Source organism: Streptomyces sp. NPDC059371 (genome assembly GCF_042751995.1).
GTDB lineage: Bacteria > Actinomycetota > Actinomycetes > Streptomycetales > Streptomycetaceae > Streptomyces.
Genome location: NZ_JBHYXD010000104.1, coordinates 17,421 through 31,356 on the forward strand (window position 1 = coordinate 17,421; position 13,936 = coordinate 31,356).

Below are 13,936 nucleotides of genomic sequence, written 5' to 3' on the forward strand. Positions count from 1 at the left end.
ATCAACGCTTCCGGAGCCGTGGGCTAGGAGCTGTCCGGCCGATCTTGTGACTGGCTCGTCTGTGGCTCGTTGGTCTGGGTATGGGGCGGGACCAACGCGGCGACTTGTCGGATGCCGAGTGGGAACGGCTGCGGCCGTTCCTGCCGGTGAGCAACGGCCGTTGTGGGCGGTGGCGAGACCACCGGCAGGTGATCGACGGGATTTTGCACCGGGTGCGGACCGGGGTGCAGTGGCGTGATCTGCCCGAGCGGTTCGGGCCGTGGAAGACGGTCTACGAGCGACACCGCCTGTGGTCGGCGGACGGCACCTGGGAGCGCTTGTTGCAGCAGGTGCAGGCGGCAGCCGACGCGGCGGGTGACGTCGACTGGGACGTCTCGGTCGATTCGACCAGCGTGCGTGCGCATCAGCACTCGGCCGGCGCTCGCAACGAACGGCCGCCCGCCTCTTCCGCTTCAAAGGGGGACGAGGCAGCGGAACACCAGGCCGAACGCCGTGGCAGAGCCTGGTCGGCCGGCTGGCGGAGGTGGTGCAGGAGGTGAGGGCCTGGGCCGCTCGCGGGGTGGCTTCACCAGCAAGATCCACCTGAGCGCCGACGGACGTTGCCGCCCGCTGTCTCTGATCGTCACCGCCGGACAGCGAGGTGACAGTCCCCAGTTCAAGACGGTGCTTGAGAAGATCCGCGTTCTCCGCCTGGGGCCGGGCAGGCCTCGCAAGAAGCCTGACAGCGTTGCCGCGGACAAGGCCTATAGCAACCGCCCCTGCCGCGAGTACCTGCGACGCCGCGGCATCCCGCACACGATCCCGGAGAAGACCGACAGCCAGGCCGCACGCCTGCGCAAAGGATCCCGCGGCGGGCGACCACCGGGCTTTGACGAGGACCGCTACAAGAAGCGCAACACCGTCGAACGGGCCATCAACAAGCTCAAGAACCACCGGGCCGTGGCCACCCGGTATGACAAGCGCGGCTACGTCTTCCTCGGCACCGTCACCGCAGCCACCCTGGTCATCTGGCTTCGATCGTGAAGTTCTCGTGTCGAGGGCTATGCCGGTTCCCCGGCTCCCCGCCTGGACGAGCGCTCTCAGCCATTGTCCTCAGACTGCGGATCCGCGTCCTGGAGATTGCACCTGTCCTGCCAACGGGCGAAGGCACCAGCGATTTCGTCGGGTGAGTGAACCCACTCGCCCTCACTCGTGCTGCCGTGCCAAAGGACTCCGGGACGATACGGATCCCGGCACAGGTCGAAGCCGTGCAGGTGCTGCAGGGCCCCGAAGACCAGCGGCGGGACGTGAAAGGCCGCCTCGTCTTCGACCCACGAGGCGGCCCAAGCATGGACCGCTTCACGGGTCACGTCGCCGGCGATGAGTGCCTGCCATTGAGCAGCTACATCCTTGCGACTGGGTGCAGGCCTCGGAGTCTTGCGATCGCTCATGTGTTCACAATCGCAGCCGCATGACCCAGGAGATAGACCAAATCTGTTCCTTGATCGGCCGGACAGCTCCTAGCAGGGCGTACCGCAGGCAGAGGGCAGCGAAGAAGGCGTAGGTGTCTGCGACATCCGTGATCCCCTCCTCGGTCGGCTGAAGCTCCGGGAACCGCTCCAGCAGGCGCACGCGCTCGGCAGCGTCGACGAGCGGCCGGTCGGCATGCCAAAGATCGCGCACGGCCTCCACATAGACAGCCAGGTCGGCTTCCCGCCCCGGCGCGCCCGCCCGCAGGCCCACGAACAGCGGCGCCATGCGTTCAGCGCAGCTGGCGACATACAGACGGATACCTTCGCCGCCCCCGCCGCGCAGTACCTCCGCGACGGCCTCCTCCACCAGCGTCTTCACGTCCCACCCCTCATGCCGCTCGAACAGATCCACAGCCTACGCACCGGACTGAGGACCGCAGCTTGACGAGCTATGACCCTGAGGTGTCCGCACGTCAGCCGCCAACGCGAGGCCGAGGCCGCAGTCGTCGCCCGACTCGGCTGCCTGGACAGCAATCCTGTCGCCGTGCCGCACGCCTGACCGGTCAACGGCACTGATCGTTCTATTCTTGTTCTAGACGCTGAATGTGCGTGGCGGTGAGGAGAGAACTGATGACGACCCCCCTCGTGCCCCCGGTCAGCGAGCCGGACCCGAGTGTCATGCTCTGCTCGGGCAGCCAGGTGTCCGGGTGGACAGGCTGTTGTGGCTGGACAGGTTGTCGGTGACGATCCAGATCTGGCCGGTCGGGTTGGCGTCCTCGAGCAGTTGCAGGAACCGCTGGTAGAAGACGCTGTGGCGGGAGGACGCGGTCATGGTGAGGGCCTGGCCGTCGGCCGGCCGCAGGCCGCCGTAGACCCAGGTTTTCTCCGGTCTGCGGCTGTAGTCCAATTCCGCTTTGATCCGGCGGCCGTTGGGTGACCAGGCGGGTGCGGGCGGGAAGGTCCGGGGGATCACCGGCCCCAGCTCGTCGGCGCAGATCACCGTCACGTCGTCGGGCGGCTGGGTGTAGAGGCCGATGATCCTTGTCCTTTTGGGACGAAGTCCGGGTCCTTCGACCGTATCCAGGACCGGGTGCGGCGCCAGCGCACGCCCTCGGCGAGCAGAATCCGGCGGACCTGTGAGCGACCCACCTCAATCCCTTCGGCCTGTGCTGCCGCAGCCAGAGAGTCCAGCGTCCACTCCGGTGGTCCCGACTCGTCGAAGGCCCACAATTCCCCGACGGGCTCCCACCGCAGTCGCCCCGGCGGCACGGTCTTGACCAGCGAAATGATCCGGGATCGTTCCTCCTCGGTGATCCGCCGCTTGCGGCCCTGCCCGCCCAGATTATCCAGCCCGTCCAGGCCCAGGCGGTTGAAGCGGTGCAGCCAGCAGCGAACTGTTTTCTGGCTGCAGCCCAGCTCCACAGCGATCACCGGAACCCGCAGTCCCGACCAGCTCAACTCGATCATCCGGGCCCGCATCACCACATCCCGCGGAGCCTTCCGTGCCCGCGACAGCCGACGGACGACAGCCCGCTCATCCTCGTCCCATTCCGGCCGTGCCCATAAAACCATCGCCCAGCACCCGCCCCCGAGCACCCGCAACCACCCCGCCACCAGGACATATACCCGGCTAAAGAGGAATCCAGCACTAGCTACTGTCATACTCCAGCCGGACTTCGTGACCTGGCATCCTGTCACGCGCAGTGCCGCGCACGCCCACACCCAAGCGACACACCCCGGCGACGTGACAGCCTCGTGAATGCGGATACGCGCGACAGGGAAGGTAGGACGGTATGACCGCTGACGAGACCGGACGGCGCGACCCCGAGCCGCGGCAGGACCTGCTGCAACGCTCGGCACCGTTCCTGCCCGCCGGCAGCGAGATCCGGCAGGTCTTCATCTGCCAGAGCGCGCCGAACTTCTGGTTCTTCGTCATCACTTATCTCACCGGCCTGACGATGTTCTGGAACAAGTACCGGTGCTTGGCGGTCACCCAGGACGCCATCTACGTGTTGGACAGCAGCAAGCTGTCCGGCGGCGCCAGCCCACAGCGTCTGGCGGGCACGATGCCACGCCATACCCGACTTGGTCCGGTCTCCGGCCGATGGGGACAGGTGAACCTACTCGGCGAGCGTCATTGGGTCCACAAACGCTTCCACGACCAGATCGCTGCCGCAGACCAGGACACCGGCTTCGCCCTATAGGTCACGACCTCGGACGGCGACCTGCTGTCACGGTCTGACGCGGCCGACACGGGCTGCCGTGAGCACCGAATTCCGCAGCGCCCGCAACGGACCACCACTGGACTGGCTCACCGAATTCGCTGCCCGTCTGGCGGAGTTGCTCACCGAACGCCCGTAGCCCGTGATCTCTGGGGGCTGCTGCGGGAATGGCTGCGGCCACCGGTGATCATCGGTATGTGAAGACAGACGATCCCGCGGTGGCCGCGGGGGGACAGCGTAGTGCCTGCCCGATGGCGGGAGGCGTTCGAGGCCCTGATGGGCCGGATCGCCGGTCGGTTCGGCCGGGTCGAACCCCGGCGCCGGGCCCGGCCATCACCGCACCCGGCCTGGCAGGCCATCACCACCTGCTAATCCGCCGCAACCGAACCACAAGCGAACTGGCCTACTACCGCTGCTGGTCACCCCGCCCAGTGCCGCTGGCCACCCTGGTGCGGGTCGCAGGCAGCCGCTGGACGGTGGAAGAGAGAATACCTTGGTCTTGGCGTACACCGGGATAGCTTTGTGCTGCCGACGTTCCGCTCCCGTCTGCAATTGACGACGCCATTCGAGCCAGAGTTCATCGACATGGCGGACGAGGATGCCGCCGCAGCGGTTCTGCGGCACGAGTTCCTTCAGGGCGGGTTCTTCCGCCGGGAGGAAGGGGAAGTGCCCGCTGCATGGGAGCCGGTCCTGAAGAGCGACGACGACTGGCTCGCGACCTGCTATCAGGACGAATCGCTGATCACCCAGATCGCCGGCACCATCGTGCCGGCGTTAGGTGGCGGCGAGGGTTGTGCGAAGGGCGGACTGGTGCTGTGCCCACCTGTTCCTAATGAATGCGCCGAGACGATCCTCCACCAGGACGGTGGCAGCGCAGCCGAAGGCGATGTCCGCTTGCAGAGCGGGCTCGTCCGCCAAGAGACCGCCGATGACTTCGTGGCGTACGAGCTGTTCGTGAACGGCGTCCGCTTCGACGTGCTCGGCGTAGAAGTGCACCGCGGCCTGACCCACCGCACAGCGTTGCATGGCTTTGGCAAGCCGCCGCGAGCCGGGGGAAGAGGTGACCTCCACACAGGCGAAGTGGCCCACGAGCGCTCCGCGCAGGGCTCGGTGGAGACCAAACAGAGACATCAGGTTGACGGTGGTGAGAAGTGGGGCGGGGGCATGGTCGAGGTAGCGGCCATACCTCGAATCGAGACCGAGGTCTTCCATCAGGTCGGCGAAGAGCTGGGCATGAATGCGGTCGGCCCTGCCGGCGCCGAACTCGTCGTACTCGATCGCCACCATTGCCGCTTTCGACCGCCCCGTCAGCCGGGGAATGACCCAGGCATGCGGATCGGCCTCTTTCAGGTGATACAGCGACCGTAGGACCGCGTACTCCTTCAGCTGCCACAGCTCACCGCTCTTCTCGAGCTGATGGCTGAGGCTGTCGCCGAGGTCCACGGGCTCGACCAGTAGGGGGGCGAAAGCCTCCTCCACGGTGGCCGGTGCTTCCGAAAGATCGGTCCGGAGAGCATGAAGGAAGCGGTCCTCCATCCGCGCGCGGAGACGCAGCAGATCCGGATCCCATTCCCGGCCGTCGTCGACGCCGCCAAAGCCTCGGTAGTGCAGTTCATACAGCAGGTAGAGCGCGAGCTGAAGGTCCTCGCCCCATGGGTCGGCGACTCCCGCTGCGTCCACGGCGCAGACGGGGGGAAGGCCGGTACGCAAGGACATGACGACGGCCGTTGACAGCGGACCACGCCCCTCCACAAGAGAGGGGCCGCCGGTGGTGGCGGTACGGGGAGGGCTTGTGGTCATTGCACATTCCTGTCCTGTGGGAGCTCTGCAGAAGACCGGTCCCCTGACACGGCGGTGGTGGCGCGGTGGTCCCGGCGCTGATCGTCGGCAGCAGGCGGCGTGTCGGGTCTTCTTCGAGACCGATGGCTCGTGTCGCACCAGGGGTAGGCGCGGCTGCGGCGGCAGGTGCACAAGGCGACCATGAACCGTTCCGAGCGGGCGACGGTGCCGTCCTCGAGGATCACCTCCACCGGCCCTTCCATCACTACGGGGCCGCCGGGCTCGAGTCGCACACGGCATGCTTGCGGCGCCGGTGTGCGTCCGGTGGCGGTTTCAGATGGCCTGAGCACGGATTACCACTAGCCCTTCCCTTTCCTCGCCGGCCTCGCTGAACCCCTGCTTTTGCAGCCAGGGCCGCCGTGAGTGCAGCACGGGGCCCCACGGCACGCTCGCCTTCGCTGTCACTTGAGCGGGGAGCCCAGCCTGGGCCAGGCGTTTCAGGGTGCGCTCCGGGTCGCACATCACGGAATGCACCATGAGGAGCACGCCACCGGGCCGCAGGATGAACGGCGCGCTCTCACAGATCCGGTCGATCACCGCGCGCCCGTCGGGGCCCGCATCCCAGGCCCGCTCTGGCCCGCTGGAAGGCACACGGGCACTCGGGGAGGGAACGTAGGGCGGGTTGGTGACGACGACGTCGAAGCGGCGCCCTTGCGTGCAAGCCATGAAGTCGCCATGCAGGACCCGCAGGGGCAGACCATGACGCAGGGCGTTCAGACGGGCGGTGAACACCGCCCGGCGGGAGACGTCGACCGCCGTGACGCGGGCTCCCCTGGCCGCGGCGCTCAGCGCCACCGCTCCTGTACCGGTTCCGATCTCCAGAACCTCCGTCGTCACCCCGAGATCTTCGCGGCCTAGCTCGTCGCCGAGCAGCTCTGTGTCAGCCTGCGGTCTGTAAACCCCGGGCAGAGCCAGCAGACGTGAGAGAAGTGCCCGCCGTTTCACAGCCGTACTTGGCATTGCGGCCTCCAGGTCTTGAGTCCGCAGGGCGGAGTCGAATGGGCAGGCTGGATTCCAGGGAAGGAGGCTCGTTCGTTGCGCCGACCCGTGGAATGTGGAATACAGGGACCGCATTGATCACGTCGCTGTGTACCCGTTCCGCGACCTTCCTCACCAGCAATCGAGGTTGCCTTCCTGCCTACAGACGAGGTCGCGCAGGGAGTCCCGGCCCGCTAAGGGCGCGCGCGTCGGGGAAACGATCACAGTTGGAATCCGTTGGGTGAACCTCTTCCGCACGTGGCGCAGGCGCCGCGTGACGACTGCGGAATCGGGTACTCAGCGGATCTCACGCTCCTGTCACACCGACGGGACGTCGTCCCTGACTTTCCTCAGTGATCGGAGACACCCGTGCCTGCCAAGAAGAAGAATCCCGTGGCAGCAGCAGCCGACAAGGTTGCCGAAAAGGTCCAGGAGCTCGCCCATCCCGGCAATGAGATCCCGGGAGCGCCGGCCCCGGTTCCGCCGCCCGTGGACGAGCCGACCGAGCCCACCGGGCCCTTGCCGCCCAAGCCTGACCAGCGTGGCCCGGACACGTACAGCCCCACCGGACAGAAGACCGGTGTCCCGCAGGCGGAGGTGGCGCAGGGCGGTGAGTTCCTGACCACAGTCCAAGGGACGCGGCTCTACGAGACGGATCACTCGCTGAAGGCGGGCCCGCGCGGCCCGGTGCTGCTGCAGGATCACCACCTGCGGGAGAAGATCACGCATTTCGACCATGAGCGGATCCCGGAGCGGGTCGTGCACGCCCGCGGCGCCGCTGCCCACGGCCTCTTCCAGGGCTACGGCACAGCTGAAGGGATCAGTAAGGCCGCGTTCCTGGGCAAGGATGTCGAGACGCCGGTCTTCGTGCGTTTCTCCACCGTGCTGGGCTCGCGAGGCTCGGCCGACACCGTGCGGGATACCCGGGGCTTCGCGACGAAGTTCTACACCACCGAGGGCGTTTTCGACCTGGTCGGCAACAACATCCCGGTCTTCTTCATCCAGGACGCGATCAAGTTCCCCGACGTCATCCACGCGGCCAAGCCGCACCCGGACCGGGAGATCCCCCAAGCTCAGAGCGCCCACGACACGTTCTGGGACTTCGTCACCCTGCACACCGAGGCCACCCACCACACGCTGTGGAACATGTCCGACCGCGGCATCCCGCGCTCCTACCGGATGATGGAGGGCTTCGGCGTCCACACCTTCCGCCTCCAGAACGCCGAGGGCACGACGACGCTGGTGAAGTTTCACTGGAAGCCGAAGCTCGGAGTGCACTCCCTGGTCTGGGAGGAAGCCCAGATCACCGCCGGTGTCGACCCCGACTTCCACCGCCGGGACCTGGCCGACGCGATCGAGGCCGGAGCCTTCCCGCAGTGGGAGCTCGGGGTCCAGACCTTCCCGGACACCGACGACCAGATGTTCGAGGGAATCGACCTGCTGGACCCGACGAAGATCGTGCCGGAAGAGCTGGCCCCGGTCCAACCGATCGGACTGCTCACTCTGAACGCCAACCCGTCGAACTACTTCGCCGAGACCGAACAGGTCGCCTTTCACGTCGGCCACCTCGTCCCGGGCATCGACGTCACCAACGACCCGCTGCTCCAGGGCCGGCTGTTTTCCTACCTCGACACCCAGATCAGCCGGCTCGGCGGCCCCAACTTCGGCCAGCTGCCCATCAACCGCACCCACTCCCCCGTCAACGACATGCTCCGCGACGGCATGCACCAGACGGCAGTCCACCGCGGCGTGGCCCCCTACCGGCCCAACTCCCTGGACGGCGGCTGCCCCTTCCTCGCCGGGGAGGACAGCGGCGCCTACATCGAGGTCCCCGAAGCGGTGCCCGGAGCCGCCAAGATGCGGGATGCGGCAGCCTCCTTCGACGACCATTTCACCCAGCCCCGGCAGTTCTGGCTGAGCATGACGTTCACCGAACGCGAGCACATCGTCGCCGCCTACACCTTCGAACTCTCCAAGTGCTGGGCAACGGCGATCAAGGAACGAGCCCTCAAGGTCCTCGCCAACATCGACTCCGAACTGTGCGCGCAGGTCGCCGCAGGCCTGGGCCTGCCCGTCCCCGAGCCGACCGTCACGCAGACCGACCCCCTGCCCAGCCCGGCGCTCTCCCAGCTCGGCGGCACCTGGCCTCTGGACGGCAGGATTATCGGCATCATCACCGAAGCCGACCAAGACCTGACCGCCGTACGGACCGCCCGTCAGGCCGTCCTCAGTGCAGGGATGGTGCCCCTGATCATCGCCCCCACCGGCGGCGTACTCGACGCCGACGGCGAGCCCTTGGCCGTTCAGCGCACCTTCGCCAACGCCCGCTCCACCGAGTTCGACGCCCTGCTCCTGGCCGGTGCACCCGCGGTCGGAGCCGACGCCTACGGAGCCCGGGACGCCAAGGTAGACGACGACGTCGCCATGGCCCTAGGCATCGATTCACGCGTGCTGCTCATGGTCATGGAGGCCTACCGCCACGGAAAAGCCATCGGAGCATGGGGTGACGGCACCGAGGCACTGGTCGCAGCCGGTATCGCAGCCGACTCCCCCGGCGTGGCCAGCGCCGACGCCGCCGAGACCGCCCTGGAGCAGCTCACCGGCCTTCTGGGCAGCCACCGCGCCTGGAACCGCTTCGCCCCGTCGGTCTGACTCTCCCAGCTCCGGCTCCTGCACGGTTAGCCCGTGCGGGAGCCGCCGCATGTACTGAGGTCACGGGCGAAGCCGCAGCGAGCAGGTAGAAGGCGCTGAACAGGCCGTTGGTGAATTCGGCGTCCACCCCCGGTCGTGCCGAACCGCTCCTCCCGGCTTCGCCTGAGCGCCTCCGTGCTGTTGCCTGCTCGCCGTCGGGTACAAGCGCTGGTGCGGGTGCGGGTGTGTGCCGGGATGTCGGGACGGGCGGGTCGGAGAGGGCTGCCAGCGCGTCCGCGAGGTGTTCGTAGACGCGGATACCCGGCAGTCCGGCGTGCTCAAGAGATCGCCGGACTACGGGAGTGGCGCCGACGATCAACAGCGGCGTGTGGGCCAGGTGGTCGGTCGCCAGGCGCAGCGTCCGGCGGGCCGCAGTGCTCAGCAGCACCACACCCGACATGTCCACGATCAGCCGCCGCTTGGTCTGGGCTGCATCGTCCAGGCAGCTGTGCAGGTCCTGAGCCAGGCCGTCGCAGGCGTCGGCGAACAGCGTGCCGGACGTGCACACCAGCATCACGGGGTCCGCCGACGTCTGGAAGGCGAAGGCGGAAGAGGGAGTCATCAAGCCTCGCCGGGTGTCAGTGCATGCCGCCGCGGGCAGGCCATCGGCCCGGTCCAAGAGACCGGAGCGGCTCCTGCCCGACCGCGGATCCTCACCTTCCCCGCCTTCTTCTGCCAAAGCAAGGCAGCCCCGCCCTGCCTCTTCAGATGGTTGACGCGCACCGACGACCGATGGACCGGCATGCCCCGACTCCCTTGCCGGCAAGGAAAGAGGCGCACGCGCCGGAGCCTGATGCCAGCTCTCCCCCGCGACCGCAACGGTGAGCGGGCCGTTGAGGACGGCTTCCACGTCCAGGTCGGGATACATCTCGGCGATCAGCCGCAGGAGCCGTTTGGGCTGCGCGGTCAGACCCGTCACCCTCGTCCGGCGCCAGACCCTTGTGGAGAGGTGTCGGACAGATCCCAGACGACCTCGGTCACCTCCAAAGGCAGATCCACGACTGCCCCGCGCAGCGCGGGCAGAGTGTCGTACTCGATCGGGCCGTGAGGAGTGATCCGGGCAGAAACGCCGTCGATCACCGCGGTAATACGCATGGCGGGCATTCCCCCCTTCCGGGGTGGTGAGCCCAAAGGCGAACACCCCAGACCAGGGAAGGGATGAGCCGCCGATGGCGAGGTGCTGAAAACCCGCGAAGGGGGCACCATCCAGCAGCCCAAAGACCAGCACCCACTGGCCGGAGTCGCCGGTCGGTCTCTTGTCCCCCACCGTGACACGGCACCGCCACACGATCCAGAGCCCCGGCCGGTTCCCGACACCCCAAGCCGAGCCCTTGGTTGCGCCGCAAGTTGCGCCCCAACCCGCCCGCGAGTAGTAAAGCTGCGCCCACCCCCTCACCTGAGGTTTCCCCCAATTTCACACGTGCGGCACGACTTCCTGCAGCTCTTGCAGTCCTGCGGCCGCGCGGGCTTACCAAGGGGGGGACCGGCGGCGTCCGCCACCGGGAACAGCCCTTATCCGGGGGGATGCCGTGACCTTCGTCCATCTGCTCCTCGAACAGTTCGCCATCGGCCTCGCAGCCGCCCTGCCTTCCGCACTCACCGCTGCGCTCGCCCCTTCGGCCGTGCGCTGCCTTCTTCAGCGTCGACGCGGCCGCCGGGGAAACGAGGAAGCCGAGTGATCCGCCCCGGCAGAAGCAAGGAGCATCCCGCATCACTGACAAGGCGTGGCGCGAAATGCCCGCTGCCGCTGGCTGCGGCGCAGGGCCGACGTGGTGCGGGCAGGGCCGGCGTCCGGGCGGCGCGACCGCAGGTCTTTGCCCGGTGGGCGTGTGCGCGGTCCGCCGCACAAGGGTTTTGGAGACCGCATCGCGGGCAACTCGTCCGATGTGCCGCAGCCCCCATCACGGGCAGGGAAACCGAGGTCAGTCGAGTGCCTGCTGCGGCACACCAACCATGCCGAGCAGTCTCAGCCAGGGAGCGTCATGGGCGCTCATCCTCTCGTCCGGCGAGAGGAAGGAAACGGTTCGTTTGCATCGAGCGCAGGACCGACGCCTCAAGCCCACCACGGGCAGCCCACCCGGGCACCATGCGATCCGGCGGGATGCCCACGACGGCAGCGACGTCGGCTCTGGCCCTGATCTGGGCTTTGGCCACCGCTCGGTGCGCCACCCTGCCCAGTACCGCCTGCCTGGGAGGCCGAGGCGGATACCTGAGCTGCACCTGTAGGACCAGGGACCATGGCTAGGCGCGTCGCCTGGTCCATCGGCGGCCGCTCGCAGCTCGACCGGCTTCTGGAATTGTCCTGGCGGCAGGCGGCAGCATGCGTCGGGGCACGGTACCTACGATCACGAAGCGACTTCCCGTTCTTACGGCCTGACGCTCCGAGCCGGGGCAGGGGGCCCGCATCGGTGTGGCCGCCCGGCGCCATGGCGGCGTGGCGCTGCCCCGGGCCTGGGCCGGAACGGGCGGCCAGAACATCGGCAACAGCGCCGGTGGTGAACCCGTAGACGCTCTTGTGCAACAGGTCCACGAGCAGTTCCGCGCGGGGCCAGGTCTGGGGCGGGGCGCCGACCCCAGTGGCGTTCTCAAGGATCTGATCCGCGGTGACGCGTACGACCGTGAACTTGCCCGAGGCCAGCGGTCCGCGCAGGCCAGCGTGCGCCATGACCGCCCGCAGGACGCCCATGGCTGCGGCCTGGCCGATGTGCATGGTCCAGTTCGCCGCGACCGGCACGGCCGTTTCCGTCATACCAGTCAGCCGCTGCATGGTGCGGCCCGGGACGTGGGAGTCGGGGCGTTTGGTGAGGCGCTGCTCCGCCTTCTCGGTGAGTGTCATCGCCGCCGCGCCAGCCGCTCCCGCGATCAGTCCCTGCCACAGAGCCTGCTTCATCATGCCGACGCGGGTACCCGGTGCCCGGCAGTCATCACGGAAAGACCCCACCGCCTCATACGACCGGCCCAGCGGCGCTCGCGTCGAGCAGGCGGTCAGGTGTAAGCGGGCAGGTCGGTCATGGCCCGGAAGCGTGAAGGAGTGACCATGATGTCCAGCCGGCCGACGACGGCGACAAGACCGGCGGGGCGTCCTTTGCACGCACGCATGGCCGCCGAACGGTGTGGGCCGCCGGGAGGACGGCGGTCCGTACGCGCCGGGTGAGGCTTATCCCCTGGGCGGCTATGCCGTGTTGGCGGGCGTCTACGGCACGGCGACGGCTCTGGCCGCGCTGTCGCTGCGCAGGTCGGGGCGTCCGCTTCCCTCTGGCGTCCCGCCGTGGGATGTGCTGGTGCTCGGCATGGCCACGTACAAGGTCTCCCGGCTGTGACCCAGGGGAAGGTGACCAGCTTCCTCCGGGCGGGTGTCACCCGCCGCCAGGGAACTGCCGGTGGCAGCGAGGTGATGGACGAGCCGCGTCGCGGGGGACCGGGACCGGTCGGGCAGGCCGTCGGTGAGCTGCTGAGCTGTCCGTTCTGCGCGTCCACGTGGGTGGCCACCGGTCTGGGGGCGGGTATGCGGCGGCGCCGCGCGCGACCCGGCTGGCGGGTGCGGGGCTGAGCGCGGTGGTGGTCTCCGACTGGCTGCAGTACGCGTGGAGCTAGACGCAGCAGCGGGTGGAAGGCTGACACGCGGGGCCGCCGCACCCGGACACCGATTTCAGGGGGCGCATCCGGCGAAGATCCAGACACATAACCAGAAAACGATCCCATTCGCGTGCTTATGTCGCTTTCACGGGGTACCGGGTGAGGAGTCGCTCTTTCCTTGGAGATCATCATGGCCTCGACCCATCACGCACCCATCGAGGAACACCCCGACCTGGCAGAACTGCGCGCCCGGCACGACCGCGTCGCTGCTACCCCGCGAGCCCAGATGATCGAGGCTCTCGCTCTGATCACCGGCCTGTACCTGGCGGCATCCCCCTGGATAGCCGGCTTCAACGGCTTTACCACCCTGGCCGTCACCAACCTCATCGCAGGCATCGCCTACATGCTGCTCCTGGGCGGTCTCGGCACCTCCTACGAACGCACCCACTCCATGGCCTGGGCCGCCGCCGCCATCGGCATCTGGACCTGCGTCGCCCCCTGGGTCGTCGCAGGCGACGTCGCCCACACCCGATCCATCACCAGCAACCTCATCACCGGAGTCATCGCCACCCTCCTCGCCCTCGCAGCCGCCTCCGCCGCCCGCGACCACGACACCACCCGCGGAACCGACAACCTGCACGGCAGCCGCAACATGCCCGGCCGGTACTGAGACCCGGTGCCGCGCAGAACGTCCCCGGGCGAAACCAGTGGCGCAGGCGCCGCCAGACCGGTTCGACAGACGATCGCCACGCCCGGCGCGCGCGGGTATGGCTTCCGCACAACCCGGGTCGCCACGGCGAACCGCGGCCGCGCAGCCATTGGCCGACCCGCATCGACGGTCAGCCCCGTACCGACCGATTGTCAGTCACCGGCGGACCAGCTCACCCACACGGTCAGACAGGCGGTCCACACCAGTGCGCCGCACACCGCCACAGCGCTCAGTTTCAGCAGTCGGACGCGCAGGAGCGCGTAGCGGGCCTCGTACTCCTCACGGAGCCGGTGGCTGCGCCAGGCCACGGCCGTCAGCGTCAGCCGGGTGAGGTGTCTGCGTTCCTGAACGTACTGGCGGATGACTTCTTCCTGCTGGGCGGTGGTCAGCCAGGGCATGCGCTCGGTGAATCGCTGTGCTTCGCGCTGTGCGGCCTCGTATTGGGCCTGCAGCAGCAAAAACCCTTCGAC

At 68.1% G+C, this 13,936-nt stretch carries 17 protein-coding genes and 1 pseudogene; 7 read left to right on the plus strand and 11 right to left on the minus strand.

All coding sequences use genetic code 11. The features are described 5' to 3' along the window. Positions 1-80: 80 nt before the first annotated feature. Positions 81-1,023, plus strand: a protein-coding gene (locus tag ACFXGX_RS36200; protein ID WP_384800308.1) for an IS5 family transposase whose coding sequence is annotated in 2 segments (ribosomal slippage) — positions 81-469 and positions 468-1,023 — 945 coding nt in all. Because the reading frame shifts where the segments join, the coding sequence is not laid out codon by codon here. A gap of 56 nt (positions 1,024-1,079) precedes the next feature. Here the strand turns inward: ACFXGX_RS36200 and ACFXGX_RS36205 are convergent. From ACFXGX_RS36205 to ACFXGX_RS36220, 4 genes are all read right to left on the minus strand, one after another. Continuing rightward, on the minus strand, positions 1,080-1,430 hold the full coding sequence (locus ACFXGX_RS36205) for a hypothetical protein (RefSeq protein ID WP_384800311.1): 351 nt from the start codon (positions 1,428-1,430) through the stop codon (positions 1,080-1,082). A 4-nt stretch (positions 1,431-1,434) separates the two neighbouring features. Continuing rightward, entirely contained in the window at positions 1,435-1,863 is a 429-nt protein-coding gene (locus ACFXGX_RS36210) for a hypothetical protein (protein ID WP_384800314.1), read from the minus strand. 264 nt (positions 1,864-2,127) lie between these two features. After that, positions 2,128-2,457, minus strand: a complete 330-nt coding sequence (locus tag ACFXGX_RS36215; RefSeq protein WP_384800317.1) for a transposase — start codon at positions 2,455-2,457, stop codon at positions 2,128-2,130. Then, entirely contained in the window at positions 2,454-3,023 is a 570-nt protein-coding gene (locus tag ACFXGX_RS36220) for a helix-turn-helix domain-containing protein (protein ID WP_384800358.1), read from the minus strand. The genes ACFXGX_RS36215 and ACFXGX_RS36220 overlap by 4 nt, the downstream gene beginning before the upstream one ends. Before the next feature lie 221 nt (positions 3,024-3,244). Here ACFXGX_RS36220 and ACFXGX_RS36225 point away from each other — a divergent pair, with 221 nt between their 5' ends. After that, positions 3,245-3,655: a hypothetical protein gene (locus ACFXGX_RS36225; protein WP_384800319.1), complete on the plus strand. Its 411-nt coding sequence runs from the start codon at positions 3,245-3,247 to the stop codon at positions 3,653-3,655. Between the two features lie 371 nt (positions 3,656-4,026). Next, positions 4,027-4,158, plus strand: a pseudogene (locus tag ACFXGX_RS36230) (IS701 family transposase); the annotation flags it as partial. A gap of 289 nt (positions 4,159-4,447) precedes the next feature. Here the strand turns inward: ACFXGX_RS36230 and ACFXGX_RS36235 are convergent. The 3 genes from ACFXGX_RS36235 to ACFXGX_RS36245 all read right to left on the minus strand — a co-directional run bounded on the left by ACFXGX_RS36235 (position 4,448) and on the right by ACFXGX_RS36245 (position 6,472). Continuing rightward, entirely contained in the window at positions 4,448-5,473 is a 1,026-nt protein-coding gene (locus ACFXGX_RS36235) for an iron-containing redox enzyme family protein (RefSeq protein WP_384800322.1), read from the minus strand. Further along, positions 5,470-5,715 (minus strand): CDGSH iron-sulfur domain-containing protein, encoded by a 246-nt coding sequence (locus tag ACFXGX_RS36240; RefSeq protein WP_384800361.1) that lies wholly within the window; start codon positions 5,713-5,715, stop codon positions 5,470-5,472. The genes ACFXGX_RS36235 and ACFXGX_RS36240 overlap by 4 nt, the downstream gene beginning before the upstream one ends. A 70-nt stretch (positions 5,716-5,785) precedes the next feature. Beyond that, the gene (locus ACFXGX_RS36245; RefSeq protein WP_384800325.1) at positions 5,786-6,472 is read right to left on the minus strand and encodes a HemK2/MTQ2 family protein methyltransferase; all 687 of its coding nucleotides are present in this window, start codon (positions 6,470-6,472) and stop codon (positions 5,786-5,788) included. 411 nt (positions 6,473-6,883) lie between these two features. Between ACFXGX_RS36245 and ACFXGX_RS36250 the strand changes: the two genes are divergently transcribed. After that, a complete protein-coding gene (locus ACFXGX_RS36250; protein ID WP_384800328.1) occupies positions 6,884-9,142 on the plus strand; it encodes a catalase in 2,259 nt (752 codons plus the stop codon). Here ACFXGX_RS36250 and ACFXGX_RS36255 read toward each other — a convergent pair. From ACFXGX_RS36255 to ACFXGX_RS36265, 3 genes are all read right to left on the minus strand, one after another. Continuing rightward, complete coding sequence (locus tag ACFXGX_RS36255) at positions 9,087-10,100, minus strand: STAS domain-containing protein (protein WP_384800331.1); 1,014 nt, start codon at positions 10,098-10,100, stop codon at positions 9,087-9,089. The genes ACFXGX_RS36250 and ACFXGX_RS36255 overlap by 56 nt on opposite strands. Beyond that, positions 10,097-10,276, minus strand: coding sequence for a hypothetical protein (locus ACFXGX_RS36260; protein WP_384800334.1), 180 nt, complete (start codon positions 10,274-10,276; stop codon positions 10,097-10,099). Before ACFXGX_RS36260 ends, ACFXGX_RS36255 begins: the two co-directional genes overlap by 4 nt. Before the next feature lie 958 nt (positions 10,277-11,234). Continuing rightward, positions 11,235-12,074, minus strand: a complete 840-nt coding sequence (locus tag ACFXGX_RS36265; RefSeq protein ID WP_384800337.1) for a hypothetical protein — start codon at positions 12,072-12,074, stop codon at positions 11,235-11,237. A 220-nt stretch (positions 12,075-12,294) separates the two neighbouring features. Here ACFXGX_RS36265 and ACFXGX_RS36270 point away from each other — a divergent pair, with 220 nt between their 5' ends. The 3 genes from ACFXGX_RS36270 to ACFXGX_RS36280 all read left to right on the plus strand — a co-directional run bounded on the left by ACFXGX_RS36270 (position 12,295) and on the right by ACFXGX_RS36280 (position 13,427). After that, the gene (locus ACFXGX_RS36270; protein WP_384800340.1) at positions 12,295-12,501 is read left to right on the plus strand and encodes a hypothetical protein; all 207 of its coding nucleotides are present in this window, start codon (positions 12,295-12,297) and stop codon (positions 12,499-12,501) included. Between the two features lie 11 nt (positions 12,502-12,512). Further along, positions 12,513-12,731, plus strand: a complete 219-nt coding sequence (locus tag ACFXGX_RS36275) for a DUF1360 domain-containing protein (RefSeq protein WP_384800343.1) — start codon at positions 12,513-12,515, stop codon at positions 12,729-12,731. 216 nt (positions 12,732-12,947) lie between these two features. Continuing rightward, positions 12,948-13,427: an SPW repeat protein gene (locus tag ACFXGX_RS36280; RefSeq protein WP_384800346.1), complete on the plus strand. Its 480-nt coding sequence runs from the start codon at positions 12,948-12,950 to the stop codon at positions 13,425-13,427. A gap of 191 nt (positions 13,428-13,618) precedes the next feature. Here the strand turns inward: ACFXGX_RS36280 and ACFXGX_RS36285 are convergent. After that, positions 13,619-13,936 (minus strand): hypothetical protein (locus ACFXGX_RS36285; RefSeq protein ID WP_384800349.1); only part of this gene is annotated, 318 nt, incomplete at its 5' end.